The sequence below is a fragment of the Nocardia sp. CA-107356 genome, from assembly GCF_050946365.1.
Lineage (GTDB): Bacteria > Actinomycetota > Actinomycetes > Mycobacteriales > Mycobacteriaceae > Nocardia.
Genome location: NZ_CP191992.1, coordinates 7976627 through 7993488, shown reverse-complemented (window position 1 = coordinate 7993488; position 16862 = coordinate 7976627). Strand labels below are relative to the sequence as shown.

General features: G+C 66.2%; 18 protein-coding genes. 9 read left to right on the top strand and 9 right to left on the bottom strand.

The features are described from left to right. The 4 genes from ACQP1G_RS36100 to ACQP1G_RS36085 all read right to left on the bottom strand — a co-directional run bounded on the left by ACQP1G_RS36100 (position 1) and on the right by ACQP1G_RS36085 (position 5614). The gene (locus ACQP1G_RS36100; protein WP_433194153.1) at positions 1-1866 is read right to left on the bottom strand and encodes an HSP90 family protein; all 1866 of its coding nucleotides are present in this window, start codon (positions 1864-1866) and stop codon (positions 1-3) included. Between the two features lie 89 nt (positions 1867-1955). Then, entirely contained in the window at positions 1956-3380 is a 1425-nt protein-coding gene (locus ACQP1G_RS36095) for a vWA domain-containing protein (RefSeq protein ID WP_433194152.1), read from the bottom strand. A gap of 2 nt (positions 3381-3382) precedes the next feature. Beyond that, a complete protein-coding gene (locus tag ACQP1G_RS36090; RefSeq protein WP_433194151.1) occupies positions 3383-4264 on the bottom strand; it encodes an AAA family ATPase in 882 nt (293 codons plus the stop codon). Between the two features lie 84 nt (positions 4265-4348). Then, entirely contained in the window at positions 4349-5614 is a 1266-nt protein-coding gene (locus ACQP1G_RS36085) for a glutamate-5-semialdehyde dehydrogenase (protein WP_433194150.1), read from the bottom strand. 76 nt (positions 5615-5690) lie between these two features. Here ACQP1G_RS36085 and ACQP1G_RS36080 point away from each other — a divergent pair, with 76 nt between their 5' ends. Continuing rightward, on the top strand, positions 5691-5897 hold the full coding sequence (locus tag ACQP1G_RS36080) for a DUF2510 domain-containing protein (RefSeq protein WP_433194149.1): 207 nt from the start codon (positions 5691-5693) through the stop codon (positions 5895-5897). A gap of 79 nt (positions 5898-5976) precedes the next feature. Here ACQP1G_RS36080 and ACQP1G_RS36075 read toward each other — a convergent pair whose 3' ends face one another. Genes ACQP1G_RS36075 through ACQP1G_RS36065 form a run of 3 tightly spaced genes read right to left on the bottom strand, consistent with a single transcriptional unit; the run spans position 5977 to position 6948 of the window. Beyond that, entirely contained in the window at positions 5977-6231 is a 255-nt protein-coding gene (locus tag ACQP1G_RS36075) for a hypothetical protein (protein WP_433194148.1), read from the bottom strand. A 10-nt stretch (positions 6232-6241) separates the two neighbouring features. Then, complete coding sequence (locus tag ACQP1G_RS36070; protein WP_433194147.1) at positions 6242-6577, bottom strand: hypothetical protein; 336 nt, start codon at positions 6575-6577, stop codon at positions 6242-6244. Next, positions 6577-6948 (bottom strand): hypothetical protein, encoded by a 372-nt coding sequence (locus tag ACQP1G_RS36065; protein WP_433194146.1) that lies wholly within the window; start codon positions 6946-6948, stop codon positions 6577-6579. Before ACQP1G_RS36065 ends, ACQP1G_RS36070 begins: the two co-directional genes overlap by 1 nt. A gap of 230 nt (positions 6949-7178) precedes the next feature. On the opposite strand from ACQP1G_RS36065, the gene ACQP1G_RS36060 reads away from it, so the two are divergent. Together ACQP1G_RS36060 and ACQP1G_RS36055 are read left to right on the top strand one after the other, a co-directional pair. Continuing rightward, the gene (locus ACQP1G_RS36060) at positions 7179-8087 is read left to right on the top strand and encodes a helix-turn-helix domain-containing protein (RefSeq protein WP_433194145.1); all 909 of its coding nucleotides are present in this window, start codon (positions 7179-7181) and stop codon (positions 8085-8087) included. Continuing rightward, the gene (locus ACQP1G_RS36055; protein ID WP_433194144.1) at positions 8074-8289 is read left to right on the top strand and encodes a DUF397 domain-containing protein; all 216 of its coding nucleotides are present in this window, start codon (positions 8074-8076) and stop codon (positions 8287-8289) included. Before ACQP1G_RS36060 ends, ACQP1G_RS36055 begins: the two co-directional genes overlap by 14 nt. A gap of 75 nt (positions 8290-8364) precedes the next feature. Here ACQP1G_RS36055 and ACQP1G_RS36050 read toward each other — a convergent pair whose 3' ends face one another. Both ACQP1G_RS36050 and ACQP1G_RS36045 read right to left on the bottom strand, forming a co-directional pair. Then, positions 8365-11790: a protein kinase domain-containing protein gene (locus ACQP1G_RS36050; RefSeq protein WP_433194143.1), complete on the bottom strand. Its 3426-nt coding sequence runs from the start codon at positions 11788-11790 to the stop codon at positions 8365-8367. 406 nt (positions 11791-12196) lie between these two features. Then, a complete protein-coding gene (locus ACQP1G_RS36045) occupies positions 12197-12520 on the bottom strand; it encodes a hypothetical protein (RefSeq protein WP_433194142.1) in 324 nt (107 codons plus the stop codon). Positions 12521-12563: 43 nt separating this feature from the next. Here ACQP1G_RS36045 and ACQP1G_RS36040 point away from each other — a divergent pair, with 43 nt between their 5' ends. The 6 genes from ACQP1G_RS36040 (at position 12564) to octT (ending at position 16861) form a co-directional block, all read left to right on the top strand. Further along, the gene (locus ACQP1G_RS36040) at positions 12564-13100 is read left to right on the top strand and encodes an RsiV family protein (RefSeq protein WP_433194141.1); all 537 of its coding nucleotides are present in this window, start codon (positions 12564-12566) and stop codon (positions 13098-13100) included. A gap of 65 nt (positions 13101-13165) precedes the next feature. After that, a complete protein-coding gene (locus ACQP1G_RS36035) occupies positions 13166-13846 on the top strand; it encodes an RsiV family protein (protein WP_433194140.1) in 681 nt (226 codons plus the stop codon). 48 nt (positions 13847-13894) lie between these two features. Beyond that, positions 13895-14536 (top strand): nicotinate-nucleotide adenylyltransferase, encoded by a 642-nt coding sequence (gene nadD / locus ACQP1G_RS36030; protein WP_433194139.1) that lies wholly within the window; start codon positions 13895-13897, stop codon positions 14534-14536. A gap of 1 nt (position 14537) precedes the next feature. Next, complete coding sequence (rsfS, locus tag ACQP1G_RS36025) at positions 14538-14981, top strand: ribosome silencing factor (RefSeq protein WP_433194138.1); 444 nt, start codon at positions 14538-14540, stop codon at positions 14979-14981. Then, positions 14974-15633: a histidine phosphatase family protein gene (locus ACQP1G_RS36020; protein WP_433194137.1), complete on the top strand. Its 660-nt coding sequence runs from the start codon at positions 14974-14976 to the stop codon at positions 15631-15633. The genes rsfS and ACQP1G_RS36020 overlap by 8 nt, the downstream gene beginning before the upstream one ends. Positions 15634-16126: 493 nt before the next feature. Then, a complete protein-coding gene (gene octT, locus ACQP1G_RS36015; protein ID WP_433209126.1) occupies positions 16127-16861 on the top strand; it encodes a diglucosylglycerate octanoyltransferase in 735 nt (244 codons plus the stop codon). The last annotated feature ends 1 nt before the right edge of the window (position 16862 follow it).

Sequence of the window (16862 nt, the reverse complement as noted above, 5' to 3'; positions counted from 1 at the left end):
TCAGGCCTCCTCGGCGGTCTCGCCCGCCGCGTGTCGGGTCGCCCAGCTGAGGAATTCGCCGAACGCGCGATTGAGCAGCGCGGTATCGGCCGGGCGCAGCGGCCGGTGGGTCATCAATAACGCCTGGCCGTACAGGGATTCGATCGCGGTCTTCAGAAAGGCGGGATCACCGATGCGGCTCAGTCTGCGCACCACGGGACTGTGGTGATTCAACACCAACTGCGCGCGGGGTGCGCTGGCCTCCAGTGCCCCGAGGATTTCGGTCCACAGTTCGTCGGCGCCGACACTGGTCTCGACGCGGGTTCGTTCATTGCGTGCGCCGCGACTGTCCAGATGCAGGGCGGGCACCGAAACCGGGTGGAACGCACGCAGGATCACATCGCAGGACAGTGCATCCAGTGCGGTGCGGGCGGCGGCGAGCACCGGGGCCAGTGCCAGTTCGTCGGACGGATCCACCAGGTCGAGGGCGGCGGTGACCGCGGCCGCGTCCAACTCGGTGACCGTCACCCCGGGCAGGATGGCGGGCAGCAGGGCGACGAGTTCCGCATCGTAGGTGTAGCCGCCGTTGACGACGCCGATACCCTGCGCGGCCGCGGTCGCGGCCACCTGCCGGAACTCCTCGACCGTTGCCGTCATCCGCACCGCGGGATGGTTGCGCGCGAATTCGGTCAGCGGCAACCGGCCATCGGTTGTCTCGAACAGCAAGTGCGGCACCATGATCCGCAGCATGTCCGGCGAGTGCCTGGCCATCGCCTTGACGCCGAGCGCGTGCACCGACAGGAATGCGGCCAGCCGCTCGGGCTGTTCGGCGGCGATTTCGGTGAGCCAGTAGCGAATTCGATCGCCGAGAGCCTCGCGGACGATGGCGAGGCGTTCGTCTTCGTAGAGTCCCTCGCGCGAGGCCGTCGGGCGCAGGCTGTCGGTATCGATCACACAGCGTACGAAGAAGGCCCAGTCCGGCAGCAATCCGCGCACCGCGTCACCGAGCAGCATGCCCTTGAGATAGACCCGGTGTGCGCTGGGATCAGCCGGATTGCCCGGCTGCGACAGCACGAAGGCGATACCGCTGACTCCGGCCAGTTCGGCATCGAGTTCGATCACATCCAGCGGGGTGAAGCCGAGTGTGCGCTCGCCGTATTCGAACAGCGCCGCCCGACGCTGCGCCGGGGACGCGTACGTACGCCGCCATACCGGCAGTCCGTCGGTCGCGCGCAGTCCGGCACCATTCGCCTCGACCGTCACCTCGTAGGGCAGGAGCGAACCGAAATCGCGGACCAGGTCGAGTACTCGTCCGGGCGTGAACCAGGCCTGCGCACCGGCGCGCGGCGTGAGATGCACGGTGGTGCCGGGCTCTTGACGGTCCGCGGGGTCGAGCCGCCGCAGCGAGTAGGTGCCGTCGGCGGCGGCCAGCCATTCGACGGGCGCGGCCGCCGAATCGACGGCCGAACGGGTGACGACCCGAATCGTCTCGGCCACGGTGAAGCAGGCCAGCAGCCCGATGCCGAACTGTCCGAGGAACTCTCGGCGCGCGCCTTCGATATCGTCACGTTTCGACGAGTGTCCGATGGTGGCGAGGAAGCGGTGCACGTCCGCCTCGGTGAGACCGATGCCGGGATCGGTGATCCGCAGCCCCGATTCATCGATGACCAGGCGAATCGCGGTGGGCGCCGACGCATCGCGCTGCGTGCGGGCGGTGACGGCATCGACCGCGTTCTGCAACAGCTCACGGATGTAGACCCGAGGACTCGAATACAAGTGATGCGATAAGAGATCGACGATTCCACGCAGATCGACCTGGAATGAATAGTTCCCATCACCATGGCGGCCCGATCCCGCCCGTGCACCATCCGGTGTGCTCTTCACCATGGGTCGAATCCTGGTGCCGAGCGCCAACGGTTCTCTTAACGAATGCTGATGGTGTCAACAGACTCGACGTTGCGACTCGAGGGGATTGCTCACACCGGCAGCAGGCGCGACACCACCGCAGTCAGCTGTTTGGCCGAGCGGCATTCGTGCATCTCGATCACCTCACGGTACTTATCGGCGGCGGAATCGCCGGTGCCCCAATTGCTTTCCTTCTCCGGATTGAGCCAGTGCGCGTGTTTGGCGGTCTGCACCAGTCGGCGCAGCGTATTCAGTTCCGGGTCACGGTAATTGGTGCGGGCATCGCCGAGGATGAGCAGCGAGCTGCGGGCGGTCACGGCATCGGGCCAGTCGGTGGCGAAGCCAGCGAGCGCATGGCCGTAGTCGGAGTGCCCGTCCAGGCCGACCACCTTGCCCTCGGTGAAGATGCGGGCCATGGCCTTGTCCGGCTGGGTGTTCGGATCGAAGAACCGGGTCACCTCGTCGGTGCGGTCCACGAACGCGAAAATGCGCACCCGGGAGAACTGTTCGCGCAGCGCGTTGACGAGCAACAGCGTGAAGTTGCTGAACCCGGCCACTGAACCGGATACATCGCAGAGCAGGACCAACTCGGGACGACCCGGCCGTGGTTTGCGATTGACCAGGTCGATCGGCACGCCGCCGGTGGACATCGATTTGCGCAGCGTTTTACGCAGATCGATCTCGCCGCGGCGAGCATGCCTGCGCCGCACGGCAAGTCGGGACGCCAGTATCCGGGCCAGGCGCTGGGTGCTGCGCCGCATCTCCGCGAGTTCGGTTTCCGAGGCGCGCAGGAAATCGACATCCTCCACCTGCCGTGCGACGGCATAGCTGGCGACGCGCTCCCGGCCGATATTCTCGGCCACCCGCCGGTGTGTTTCCGCCTCAACGATGGCGCGGAATCCGGCGATGCGCTGGCGGCCGATTCTGCGGGCGACCTCGGTGTCGAAGTCACTGGTATCCGGTCCGACGGACAGCCCCTGCAGGATCCTGGCCAGCAGTGTTTCCGGCTGTACCTCGCGCAGGGTCCGGTATGCCGAGAAGGAGGGGCCGCGGGAGGACTCGTACTGTCCGAGCTGCTCGACCAACTGCGCGGCGATCATTTCCAGCTGCGGTGCCGAATCCTCGCGGGTCAGCAGCGCTGCGAGGATTCCACGCAGCGCGGGAATGTCGATCTCACCGGTGGGTGTGCGCGGAATCTCGATATCGTCCGGTGCGCCGCTGCGCTCGCCGAACGCGGCCGGAAACCACAGGTCGAACAGGCCGTCGAAGGTGCGGCGGTGGGTGGTGCGGCGCAGCAGCGAGCAGGCCAGCCCCTCCCGCAGTACCTCGCGGTCCATCAGGTCCAGCACCGACACCACCCGGCCCGCGTCCACGGTCTCCGAGGGCCCCACCGCGATACCGCGCTCCCGCAACGCCTCGACGAATCCGACAAGATGTCCCGAAATCCCGTGCGGCGCATCGAGTGTGGGCGCCGCGGGCACCGATCCGGCCGCCATGGTCAGGCCAGCTTCAGCTCGGCCAGCGCACGCTGGTGGTCGGCCCGATGTTTGAGCACGACACCCAGGGTGGCGCGCACAGTGGTGTCGTCGAGATCCTGCATGCCGAGCGCGAGCAGGGTGCGTCCCCAGTCGATCGACTCGGCGACACTCGGCAGCTTCTTCAACTGCATACCGCGCAGCACGTGCACGATGCGCACCAGCTGCTCCGCGATCGCGGCCGAGAGCTCCGGCACCCGGCTCGCCAGGATGCGGCGTTCGAGCTCTTCGTCAGGGAAGTCCAGGTGCAGGTAGAGGCAGCGGCGTTTGAGCGCCTCGGACAGCTCACGGGTGGCGTTGGAGGTCAGCACCACGAACGGTTTGCGGCTCGCGGTGATGGTGCCGAGCTCGGGCACCGTAACCGCGAAATCGCTGAGCACCTCGAGCAGCAGACCCTCGATCTCGACATCGGCCTTATCGGTCTCGTCGATGAGCAGCACGGTCGGATCGGCGCGCCGGATCGCGGTCAGCAGCGGCCGGGAGAGCAGGAATTCCTCGGTGAAGACGTCGGCCTTGGTCTCTTCCCAGTCGTTTTCGCTGGACGCCTGGATGCGCAGGATCTGCTTGGCGTGGTTCCACTCGTAGAGCGCGCGGGCCTCGTCGACACCCTCGTAGCACTGCAGGCGCACCAGCTCCGCATCAGCGGTCTGCGCGACCGCCCTGGCCAGTTCGGTCTTGCCGACGCCGGCCGGGCCCTCGATGAGCAGCGGCTTGCCGAGCCGGTCGGCCAGGAATACCGACGTCGCCGTCGCCTTATCGGCCAGGTATCCAGTGGTGGCCAACCGTTCGATCACATCGTCGACCGATGTGAAGATCGGCTCCTGCACTGCGCTTTCGGTAGCCACGTGGCGTCCTTCCCTCGAAACCCACCCTTCACGCTACGGGAGGGGCCGAAGCAAGCGTTCGGCGGTTCTTACACCGAACGAAATCTAGACGGGGCGGATCTGGCCGTCGCCCCAGACGATCCACTTGGTCGAGGTCAGTTCCGGCAGCGCCATCGGGCCACGGGCGTGCAGCTTCTGAGTGGAGATGCCGATCTCGGCGCCGAAGCCGAACTGCTCACCGTCGGTGAAGGCGGTGGAGGCGTTGACCATGACGGCGGCGGCATCGACGCGGTTGGTGAATTCGCGGGCCGCGGCCAGCTCAGCGGTGACGATGGCCTCGGTGTGACCGGTGCCCCAAGTGTTGATGTGCTCGACCGCCTCGTCGAGATCCTTGACGACCTTGAGTGCGATATCGAGGGTGAGGTACTCCTCGCCCCAGTCCTGATCGTTGGCGGGCACCAGTCCGGGCAGGTCGCCGTGCACGGTGACGCCGTTGCGCTCCAGCGCCTCGATCAGCCGGGGCACGGCGATGGAGGCGATCGCGTCGTCGATGAGCACCGTCTCGGCGGCATTGCACACGCTGGGACGCCGGGTCTTGGCATTGATCAGGATCTGCTCGGCCATCTCCAGATCGGCGGCTTCGTGCACGTAGACGTGGCAGTTGCCGGTACCGGTCTCGATGGTGGGCACCTGGGCGTCGCGGACCACGGCATTGATCAGGCCGGCCCCGCCTCGCGGGATGACCACGTCGACCAGGCCGCGTGCTTGGATCAGATGGGTCACGCTGGAGCGGTCGTGGCTGGGCAGCAGCTGTACCGCATCCGCCGGAATGTCCAGTGCGACAAGGGCTTCCCGCAGCACCGTGACCAATGCGGCATTGGAATGCGCGGCCGAGGAGGAACCACGCAGCAGCGCGGCATTGCCGGATTTGAGCGCGAGCCCGAATGCGTCGACGGTGACATTCGGGCGGGCCTCGTAGACCATGCCAACGACGCCGAGCGGCACCCGGACCTGACGGATCTCCAGCCCGTTCGGCAGCGTCGACCCGCGCACGACCACACCGACCGGATCCGGCAGCCCCGCCACCTGGCGCAGCCCGGACGCGATGCCGTCGATGCGCGCCTTGGTCAGCCGCAGCCGGTCCAGCAGCGACTCCTCGGTCCCAGCCGCCTGCGCGGTCGCGATGTCCTCGACATTGGCGGCGAGCACGGTATCGGCCGCCGCGAGCAACGCATCGGCCGCCGCATGCAGCGCCTCGTTCTTCTGCGCCGTGGTCAGCTGTGCGAGCGCTCGCGAAGCCACCCGAGCCTTACGCGCGGCATCGTGCACCGTCTCGCGGATATCCTGGCCGGTCGTCGTCCCTACCGTCATAGGTGACAGCCTACTGACCGGCGCGAAAGCGGTTCCAGCCACGGCACCGGTCCGGCGACTCGGCCATACTTGCCGCATGAACCTCCTGCTGCTCGTGATTGTGGCACTGGTGGCCGTCGGCATCGGACTCGTCCTTCTCATCGTGCGGGGCGGATCTCGCAGACCGAACCATCGGCCACCATCGATGACACCGGGGTGGTATCCAGATCCGGCGAACCCCGGCGTCGTGCGCTGGTTCGACGGGCAGCAATGGACGCCGCATACGCAGCCGCGAATGCACTGACCACCGACGCACCGATCAGAACCAGCGCACAAGTCGCGTGACGGCGCTCGGACCTGCTTCGCGAGGTGCCAGGTGGGAATCACCTCGTGCCCCGTGAATTCTCTTTGGGAGCAAGGGATTCAACCCAATATTCGTGCCGTACCGCGTCCCATAACCTCGCCAGTTCCGGGAACCGCTCACGGACCTGCACCAGATCCGGCGCGGCGACGACGCTCGACATCGAAATCGCCGGCTCCGCTTCGGATAGATTGCGCACCAACATCATTCGAATGCAGCAATTGTCGATCCGCCAGATCGCCTGCCAGCCGTCCACCTCGGTGCGATGCTCGCTCATCCCCGGCTCGTCAGCCGTCGCCGCCACTGTTCGCGCCCGAAATCGGTAGTGCCAGTTCGGTGAGTTTGTCCAGCACCTCACGCAGTGTTCGAATTGTCGGCCCGTCCTGCGCGCAGCTCTCGCAGTCCAGTGGCGGGAATTCGAGTCCGCGCGCGGCAGCGCGCTCGCGCGGGGTCAACGATTGCGGCGCGAGTCGACGCGCATCGACCAGGGTGTAGTACGCCGCCGCCTTCCACACGCACCGGCCGATCCGACAGGCGCGATGCTCGCGCATCTGCTCATGCGCCAACGCGATATCGGCATACCCGCAAACTCTCGGCGGCGTGACGATCGTGTCCTCGCGCATCACGCCGCCCCCGTCTCGGGGATGGCCCGGCACGCGACCCTCGCCCATGTGGTTGCGGGACAAACGGTTTCGAGATCGAAGTCCTCACACACCCGCGCTGGTTGGTCGTCGACCTGCGCCAGGTCGTAGACCACGATCGCGGCCATACCCAGCCCGGCGGCGATCCCGAGGGCATACCCGATCGGATCGGAAGTGTCCTGCGGGGGCCGTACCGTGTAAACGTACTGGTAGCCCAGTAGCCGGGCGTGCTGCGCTACGGCGTTCGCGTGTCGGGGTGCCGCAAGTCCGGACACGTCACCGCGGACGAATCCAACGGCCTTCGGCGCGTCGAATCCTTCTGTATGTGATTCTGCCACTTGATTGTTCGTCATCGCTCCAGGCCTTCGGTCGATGGAGTTGCGGGGGTGGCGGTCGAATAGGCCTTGTACCTCAACGATTCCCATCTCGAGCGCCGCCCACAGCACAGCATCAGCAACCGATAGACAGCAGCAGAAACGAGAACTCGATTGCGATTGCTCTAAAACGCCAGGACGGCGCTCGGTTCTGCAGTAAGAACAGGCTCAGTTTCCGATCCGATGTGACTCGATTCCAGGAGACCCCCGTGACCAGCACTGAAAAGGACGGCCCGTCATCAACTCTGCCGCGCCGCCAGCTCGGACGATTCCTTCGCGAGCGCCGCGAAGCAACCGGATTCACCATTGCCGAAGCCGCCAAATTGGTCGACCTGTCCAGAGCCGTGCTTCAGCGCATCGAGACCGGACAGATTCAGAAGGTCCGCCGACAGGATGTACAGGCCCTATGCGAGGTATACGACGTCGGCGCCGCCGACACCAAGGCCGCCGTCGACCTCGCCCAGCAAGGCAGAGCCAAGAGCTGGCACCACGTCTACGGCGGCCTGTACAGCACCGCATTCAACATGTACGTCGGCCTCGAAGCCGCCGCACGCCAACTCACCACCTACCACGAACAACACGTCCCCGGCCTGCTCCAGACAGCCGACTACGCGCGGGCAATCATCGGCGCGTTCCCCAAGTTCACCAGCACCGATGATGTCAACCGCCGCGTCGAGCACCGAATGAAACGGCAAGCCCTCGTCACACGCAAGACAAACCCGATCCAGCTGGACGTGATACTGCACGAATCGGTGCTCCACCGGGTCATCGGCACCCGGAGCACCATGGCGGCGCAGCTGAAGTACCTCGCCGAGATGTCCAAGCGGCCCAACATCACGCTGCGGATACATCCATACAGTGCAGGTTTGACCTGGGGGACGCCCTACAGCTCGTTCATCATCCTGGAGTTCGCGCGCGCCGCCAAAGCGGAACCAATCGAGCCCCCAGTGGTATTCATCGACGGCGGAGCCGGACAAGACGTCTATCTCGAGAAGCCCGAGGACGTACGGTTCTATGGTGAGCTTGCTACGGCCATCCGGGATACATGTCTGGGTGAGGTAGAAAGCAGAAACCTGCTGCGGCAGGTGGCGAAGGAGCACGAACGTGGTGAACGTTGACCTATCCAGGGTGAACTGGTTCAAGAGCAGCTACAGCGAAGGCAGCGCGCAATGCGTCGAGGTGGCGTGGCTCGACAGCGGCAAGGTCGGCGTCCGGGACTCGAAGAACCCAACCGACCCAGCACTGGTATTCACTCCCGGCGAGTGGGATGCCTTCACCGCATGCATGCAAAACGGTGAGTTCACCCGGCCCACCACGTAACAGCTCTCCGAAACGACCACAGTGGACGACCTCGGTCCGATACGTAATGGACCGAGGTCGTTACCCTTTCAGCTCTCAGGCATTGACCTCGTTCAGGATCTGTCGCAGGAAGGGCCGGGGTGGCAGGTCGGGTGCCTCCGGGGCGGCGAGCAGAGATTCCACCACCGGTGCGATCGCGGGGGCGCTGTCCACCACCATCCCGACGAGACCGAGTTCGGCGCACCGAGAAAGTGCCGGAGCGAGGCAGGCAATCGCCTGCTCGGTTTGTCCGGCGGCGGAAAGGCAACCGCCGTATAGCAATTGAGCCTGCAGAAGCGCGCGGGGGCGGGGCTGGGTACGGATTTCGGCGACGATTTGTTCGGCGTCGGCGGCGGCGCGCTCGTCGGCGTCCGGTGACTGTTGGGCGAGTAGGAGGCGAATGGCCGAGTCGTGGGTGAGTTCGGCGGTGACCGCGAGTGGGTGGTTCGGTTGCCGCTGGTACGCGGGCAGGTGCTCGAGCATCTGCCGGTCTTCGTCGGTGATCGGCAGACCCAGTCGTACCCGCTCGTTCAGAATGCGGGCGGTCAGCCGTGGCAGGACGATGTGCTCCGCGACCGTTTGTCCCTCGTCCAACCGTTGTCGTGCGGCCTCGAGGTCGCCGCGCACTGCCGTCAGCCTGGCACCGGTCCCGTAGTTGGCGATCAGGAATTCCACGGCGCCGGCCGCGACGCCGGGACCGGATGCCAGCAGCTCGGTGGCTTCGGTGTATTGCCCTTTCTGGTAGAGCAATTCGCCGAGCAGGCCGCTGGCCATGCGGGTCGCGTGGGATTGGCTGCCGGTATTCCGGGCGAGGGTGAGCGCGGAGCGGAAGAGCTCCTCGGCGCCGGCGATGTCGAGTTGTTCGACGGCGGCTTGGCCGGCGATGCAGGCGCCGTACACCACGCCGGCCGGGCCGTTGATGCGGGTCCGGTAGGGCTCGGCCCACGCATGCCAGCGGCGGGCACCGGCAAAGTCGAAGCGATAGTAGGTGGCCGCTTCCGCGGTGGTGGCCGCGACGCTGGCGAAGAACGGTCGTACCCGCTGCTGCAGCCATGCCACGGCGGTATCCGGGATATCCTTGAACCGGTCCGTCACAAGATATTCCGCGGCTCGCGTCACATCAGCCTGGATGCGCAGCTCCGCGGTCCCGCGATCGTCCGGTGCGGTTGCCAGTGCCGCGTCCACGCGATCCAGCGCGGCTCGAGTGGCGGCGGGGCGCTGGAGGGAGATGTTGGCCCAGGCCACCGACAGTTGCAGCCGTGGATCGGCAACCGTGATCTCGGCGGGCAGCTTCTTCACCAGCCCTAGGAAGGTGGCCATGCGGGAATCTTCGATCAGCGTGTCGGCGTGTTCTTGCACCAGTTGTTTCGCCCGCTCGGCGGCGCCGGCCGCGAGTGCGTGATCCACGGCTTCGGTGACCATTTCGTGCCCGGCGAACCAGGTCGACGCGGTCAGATGGAGCTGTTCGAGCAAGCCGGGATGCTGCCGGATCAGTCTGCGGCGCAAGAAGTCCGCGAAGAGCGCGTGATAGCGGAACCACCGCAGCTCGTCATCGACGCTGCGCAGGAACAGATCTCGGCGCCGCACCTCCTCGAGCTGTTCCTGGCCGGACCGCACTCCCGTCAGCGCCTCCGCGAGATCTCCGCAGACGGTGTCGGTGATCGCGGTCCGCATGACGAAGTCGAGCATCGTCGGTTCGAGCGCGCCGACGACGTTTTCCATCAGGTATTCGCCGATGGCGTAGTGCTGCCCCGTGATCTGGTCCAGGTAGCTCCCGGGATCCTCCTTGCCGCGCAGTGACAGTGAGGCGAGCTGCAGTGCCGCCACCCAGCCCTCCGTCGACTCGCGCAGCCGGTCCACGTCGGCGTCGGAAAGGTGCAATCTCTTCATTCCGACCAGGAAATCCGTCGCTTCCCCGGAGTCGAAACGCAGTGCGCTCTGGTCGATTTCCACCAGTTCGTCCTGAACGCTCATGCGCCCCAACGGAAGACCGGTGCGCGTGCGGCTGGTGACGATCAATCGCAGGTATTGGCCACCGTTGTCGAGCAGGAACTCCATCGCGGCGAGGGTCGCCGGACTGGTCACATGGTGCCAATCGTCGATCACGACGGCAACGGGTTCCGCACTGTCGTGGATCTCGTTGATCAGGGCCGTCATCACCTGCTGCGCCGCACCGGCGGAACGCTCCTCGAGAATCTGCGTCAGTTCGATCGCCAGCGTGGGACGAACCTGCCGAATCGCCTCCACCAAATGGCTCAGGAACCACACGACATTGTTGTCGTCCTCCGCGATCGCCAACCAGGCAGCCCGGACGCCGTTCGCTTCGAGAGCGTGCGCCCACTGTGCGGCCAGGCTGCTCTTGCCGAAACCGGCCGGGCCATGAATGAGGACCAGGTGCCTGGATTGTCCCTCCCGTAAGGTCTCCAGCAACCGCGGGCGATCGACCAGCCGGCGCAGTGTCGTCGGTGGACGGAACCGGGTCGTCGGGGCAGATTGCGGCCGCAACGCGGTTGCGGAGGTCGACGTTCTCGGCAGGATCGGCTGCGCGCCCGCGACCGAGACTGTTTCGACGGATCCGTCGTGCTCCAGGGCAGGCATCGTGTCCACCGACAACCCGCAGGAGAACTGCACGGTGCGCAACCGCTCGCCGAATTCCCGGGCAGTGGTCGGCCGGTCGGCCGGTTCGGTGGCCATCGCGGCTTCCAGGACGGCGCACACCATTGCCGGTACACCGGCGGATCGCAGGTCGGGGACGGGTTCGGAGGTGATGCGCACGAACTGCGTCACCATCGACTCGCCCGCTTGGCGCTCGAACGCGGCGTGGCCGGTGAGCGCCGTGAACAGCGTCGCGCCCAGCCCGTAGATATCGGAGCGAACCGTCGGAGGTTCGCCGCGTATTACCTCCGGAGCCGTGTAGGCCGGGGTCCCCGCGACCACGCCGGCCGCTGTCTCGAACGCGCCGCCTACGCGCGCGATACCGAAGTCCGCCAGCTGCGGCTCACCGTAGTCGCTGATCAGCACGTTGGCGGGATTGACGTCGCGATGGACGACGCCACAGGCGTGCGCGGTCGCCAGCGCGCCCGCCAGCTTTACGCCAACGGCGAGTACCTCCTGCCACGACAACGGTCCGTCCGCGCGAATCCGTGCGTCGAGTGAACCCCTGGGGTGGAAGGGCATCACGATGAACGGCCGTCCGGTCGGAGTTACGTCGGTCGTCAGCACCTGGACGATGTTCGGGTGGGTCGAGAACTTCCCCAGCGCACGTTGTTCGCGCAGGAAGCGGGTCCGGTCCTGATCGTCGACCGTGGAAACGAGAACCTTGACCGCCACGTCCCGATCGAGTGCGGAGTCGGTGCACCGGTACACGATGCCGAATGCGCCGCGGCCGATCTCTTGGGCGTCGGCCAACCCGGCCGCAGCCAGTTCCGCTGCGATGCCGAAAGTCAGGTCGCGTTGCGTCCCCTCGGCATTACCCTCGGACACCGACCGCTCAACCGATCATCGGCGCAGACTTCCCGGATATTCGCGCGTTCGCGGCGGGCTGCCGCCCCGACCGCACCACGAGCGACTCATGTACTCACCTCTCGAGGCGAAACCAGCTGGTCCCGACAGGTCGATCATAAGCCGCGACGACGGGAGCAGCGTGCCGGCCATCGAATCGGCCGGATAACTGCGGCGCGACGAGGTGGGCCGAGTCCCAGCCGTATCCGCCCGCCGAAAATGGCGCTGGTGCGCCGCCGATACGGCGAATCCCTGCGCAAGCGCACGCCCCGTTTGTCTGTCTGCTAATCGAAAGCGCTGCACGACGGTGATGCCGAGGTGGGCGTTCAGTGAGTCCGAATTCGCGACCCACAGCGGGTAGCGGCGTTGATCTGCCATTGCCTCCGACCTACGCGGCATGCACCGGAATGACGCTGGCGGTGCCGTCTGCTGGCTTGGCCCATCGGGGTGTTTGCGGACGATAAGAAAACTGTTGGGCGGCATCGGCATTGTTGTGGCGGATACCGAGATCGCCTCGGTGCGACATGGATTCGGAGTTCCGGATGAAGAAGACCGCCGCTGTTATCGGTGCGCTGGCGAGCGCCGCAGTACTCACGGCCTGCGGGCCGGACGATTCGCCGACGACCGGGGGTGGATCGCCGGTGCCTGCGACCTCGTCCGCGGCGGGAGCGCCGACGACCGTCGCCGGATCGCCGCGAGCCGAAACCTTCACCGCGACAACAGTGCATCTCGAGGGCGCCGGGTACAGGATCGACGTGCCCCAGTTGAGCGGCGGAAAGGCCGATGCCAGAACCGAATTCAACGCGGCGATGCGGGCCGGGGCGCAGGAGTGGATCGACCGCATCAGCCGTCCGGGCGATTCGGTCACCGGCGGTGACAGCCAGGTCGTCCGCATCGGTGCGCAGGTGCTCAGCGGGCATCTGGTCGTCAGCATGTATGCCGAGGGCGCCGCGCACCCGAACAGCAATGACTTCGCGCACGTCACCAATATCGATACCGGCAAGGCCATCACCCTGCCCGACTTGTTCACCGACCTGCAGCAGGGCCTCAACACACTCTCGACTCAGGCCGAGGCTCTGGTCCAGCAGAACCCGAGGGCGACGGGCTACAGCAAGAGCCAGCTCACCCCGGTGGCCGAGCACTTCCAGACCTGGGTCGCCACGCCCGAGGGCATGAAGATCTATCTCGGTGAAGTCGCGTCGCACGCCGCGGGCAATATCGATGTCACCGTGCCGTGGTCCGCACTGGACGGCATGCTGAAGCCGGGGATGCGCGCGGTGGTCGGCAGCTGACGCCCTCGGCACAGCTCGCGGTGGTACCTTCTCGGGCACTGACGCGCGCCATTCGGGGAGGCCTAATGAAGAAGACCGTTGCCGCTGTCCTGGTCAGCGTCCTGTTCGCCGTGCTGACGGCCTGCGGGTCCGACGATCGGGCCGGCTCGTCCGCGGCATCGGCCTTCACCGCGTCCTCGATTCGGCTCGAGGGCGCCTGGTATTCCGTCGACCTGCCGCAGGTGGCGGGTGGCAGCGACGATGCGCGCACCGATTTCAATGAGGGCATGCGCGCCGAGGTTGGTCCGTTCCTCCGGGCCGCGGCGGAGAAACAAAAGGTGAAGGGGTTCAACAGCGAGGTCGCCCACATCGGCGGCCACGTGCTCAGCGGTGTGCTCGGCATCGAGGTCTCCGACGGCAATCTGCATCCGACCACCTTCAAACGCACGCATGTGACGAATATCGACACCGGCAAGGCGCTCACCCTGCCCGATCTGTTCACCGATCTGCAGAAGGGCCTCGAGGTGCTGTCGGCGCAGGCCGCGGTGCAGATTCCGAAGACGCGGGTCGGCACGAACCCCTACGACAAGCAGAGCATCACGCCCGCCGTGGACAACTTCAAGGACTGGCTGGCCATGCCCGACGGTATGCGCGTCTACGTCGGGGAGATCGCATCGCACGCGCTGGGCTATATCGACATCACGATCCCGTGGTCCGAACTGGACGGAGCACTGAAGCCGAGTCTGCGGGCAGTCGTCAGCAGTTGACCGTCCGGACCCCGGTCGGTCCGAACCGACCGGTTAAGCTCGGCACTCATGCAGAAGAACGGTCGGCGTCGACGCAAGCTGGGGGTGATGGGTGGCACTTTCGACCCCATCCACCACGGCCACCTCGTCGCCGCCAGCGAGGTCGCGAACCGGTTCGAACTGGATGAAGTGATCTTCGTCCCAACCGGACAGCCGTGGCAGAAGGCCGATAAGCAGGTCAGCCCGGCCGAGGATCGCTACCTGATGACCGTGATCGCGACCGCGTCGAACCCCCGATTCTCGGTCAGCCGAGCCGATATCGACCGGGGCAAGGTCACCTACACCGTCGACACACTGCGCGAGATGCGCAGCAAGCATCCCGACGCCGAGCTGTACTTCATCACCGGAGCTGACGCGCTCGCCAACATCCTGACGTGGCAGGATTGGGCGGAGTTGTTCGAACTGGCGAAATTCGTCGGAGTGAGCCGACCGGGGTATGAGCTGAACACCGATCATCTCGAGGAGCATCTGCGTGACCTGCCGGTCGACGCGGTGACCATGATCGAGATCCCGGCGTTGGCGATCTCATCGAGTGACTGCCGTCGCCGCGCCGCCGAGAACCGGCCGGTGTGGTACCTCGTGCCCGACGGCGTCGTGCAGTACATATCGAAGCGGCATTTATATGTGCCCGTGGGAGTGGAAGGTAGTTAATTTGAGCGCATCTGTCGAGTCGGTGGAGATGGCGCAGGTCGCCGCGCGCGCGGCGGACGAGAAGCTGGCCTCCGACGTCGTGGTGCTCGACGTGTCGGAGCAGTTGGTGATCACCGACTGTTTCGTGATCGCCTCCGCGCCGAACGAGCGTCAGGTCAATGCCATCGTCGATAACGTCGAAGAGAAATTGCGCGAGGCGGGGCATAAGCCGGTCCGGCGCGAAGGCACCCGCGAGGGTCGCTGGGCGCTGCTGGACTACGTCGACATCGTCGTGCACATCCAGCACAATGACGAGCGCAATTTCTATGCGCTGGAACGGCTCTGGAAGGACTGCCCGTTGGTTCCGGTGGAGGGGATCGCGGCAGGGAGTGATGTATTCAAGCGCGCGGACGAAGACGACGCCGCGGCGGTGAACAGCGAAACGGGGACAGCTGCGAGTGAGTAAGTATGCCGGGGTCCGCACGCTGATCCTGTTGCGGCACGGGCAGACCGAATGGAATGCTGCCGACCGTATGCAGGGTCAGATCGACACCGACCTCACCGAACTCGGCCGTCGCCAAGCGAAAGAGGCCGCGCGCGAACTGGTTTCGCGCAATGCGATCGCCCTCGTGTCCTCCGATCTGCGGCGCGCCTTCGACACCGCATCGGCACTGGCCGACCACACCGATGTCCCCGTGGTCTCGGATCCGCGGCTGCGGGAAACCAATCTCGGCGATTGGGAGGGGCTGACCCACCTGGAGGTCGACGCCGACTATCCGGGCGCGCGGGTGGCCTGGCGGTTGGACGCGGCTTACACCCCGCCGGGCGGCGAGAGCAAGCTCGAGGTGGGTGCGCGTTCGCTGCCCGTCGTTCGAGAATTGTTCGCCGATCGGCAGGATTGGCCCGGCCGGACTATCATCCTGGTGGCGCACGGCGGGCTGATCGCCGCCCTCACGGCTGCGCTGCTCGACCTGCCGCCGCGGAACTGGCCTGTCCTTGGAGGACTGGCCAACACCAGTTGGGTGCAACTGAGCAGCCACGGCCCGAGCATTGATCAGCCCGGTTGGCGCCTCGATGTGTGGAACGCAGCGGCGAAGGTGGCCCCGGATGTCCTCTGAAGAACCGGTTCGTCAGGTACCGGACGAAATGTTCCGTCGGGTATCGGCGAAGCCCGAACGGGCGATCCCGGACGCGCTATTCGGACCTCCCCCGGTGCAGAAGGCCGAGCCGGAGGCACCGGCCGAGTCGCAGACGCCGGGGTCCGATGGCGATGAGGCGGTTGCCGCCGAGTCCGGTGAGGACAACGGCGAGCCCGCCGCGCCAGCGGCGAAGTCCGGTGCCAGTGCCGAGCCCGCGGAACCAGCGGGTGAACCACCCGAAGGTGTTGGGACAGTATCCAATGCGATCGAGTCCGCGACTCCCGCCATCGATGCTGCCGCATCGACTGCCGAGTCGGTGACCGACGCTGCGACGGCTACCCCCGCGGACGAGTCTGCTTCTTCTCCAGTGGATCCCGTGGTCGGCGATGCCGAATCTGTCACTGTCGGATCCGCGCCCAGCCCGGCCGATTCCGGTAATTCGGTTGTCGATGACGAGGTTTCGGCCGCCGCGGTGGCCTCGACCGGTGAGCTACAGCAGACGGATCGGCCGGTGCTGCTGGTGATCGCGGATTCGCTGTCCTACTTCGGTCCGAAGGGCGGCCTGCCCGCGGACCATCCGAGGATCTGGCCCAACCTGGTTGGCACCGAACTCGATTGGGATGTCGAGCTGATCGGTCGGATCGGCTGGACCTGCCGCGACGCGTACTGGGCCCTGATCGGCGATCCCCGGGTGTGGGCCGCGGTACCGCGCGCGGGTGCGGTCGTCTTCGCGGTCGGCGGGATGGATACATTGCCCTCGCCGCTCCCGACCGCGCTGCGTGAGCTGATCCGGTACGTGCGACCGCCCGCGCTGCGCCGTGGGGTTCGCGCCACCTACAACTGGCTGCAGCCGAAACTCTCGAAACTCGGTCGCCCGGTGGCCTTGCCGCCGAAGGTGAGCGTGGACTACCTGGAGCAGTCGCGAGAGGCGCTGGCACAGTTGCGTCCGGATCTGCCCGTGGTCGCGGTGCTGCCGTCGGTGCACAACTGCGCTGCCTACGGACGCGTGCACAGCGGCCGCGAGCGTGCGGTGCAGGCACTGCGCGCCTGGTCGGCGAAGACCTCGGTGCCGCTGGTCGATCTCGGTGAAGCGGTGCACGACAATATCTTCTCCGGTGCGGCGAATCCGGACGGCATCCACTGGGGCTGGGACGGTCATACGGCCGTCGCGAATTCGATGGTGAAGACCCTGCAGGAGGTTCGGTAGT

Bases quoted from the DNA above. Each gene is read 5' to 3' on its own strand.
- ACQP1G_RS36100 (WP_433194153.1), bottom strand. From the start codon at position 1,866: ATGGTGAAGAGCACACCGGATGGTGCACGGGCGGGATCGGGCCGCCAT.
- ACQP1G_RS36095 (WP_433194152.1), bottom strand. From the start codon at position 3,380: ATGGCGGCCGGATCGGTGCCCGCGGCGCCCACACTCGATGCGCCGCAC.
- ACQP1G_RS36085 (WP_433194150.1), bottom strand. From the start codon at position 5,614: ATGACGGTAGGGACGACGACCGGCCAGGATATCCGCGAGACGGTGCAC.
- ACQP1G_RS36080 (WP_433194149.1), top strand. From the start codon at position 5,691: ATGAACCTCCTGCTGCTCGTGATTGTGGCACTGGTGGCCGTCGGCATC.
- ACQP1G_RS36075 (WP_433194148.1), bottom strand. From the start codon at position 6,231: ATGAGCGAGCATCGCACCGAGGTGGACGGCTGGCAGGCGATCTGGCGG.
- ACQP1G_RS36070 (WP_433194147.1), bottom strand. From the start codon at position 6,577: ATGCGCGAGGACACGATCGTCACGCCGCCGAGAGTTTGCGGGTATGCC.
- ACQP1G_RS36065 (WP_433194146.1), bottom strand. From the start codon at position 6,948: ATGACGAACAATCAAGTGGCAGAATCACATACAGAAGGATTCGACGCG.
- ACQP1G_RS36035 (WP_433194140.1), top strand. From the start codon at position 13,166: ATGAAGAAGACCGTTGCCGCTGTCCTGGTCAGCGTCCTGTTCGCCGTG.
- nadD (WP_433194139.1), top strand. From the start codon at position 13,895: ATGCAGAAGAACGGTCGGCGTCGACGCAAGCTGGGGGTGATGGGTGGC.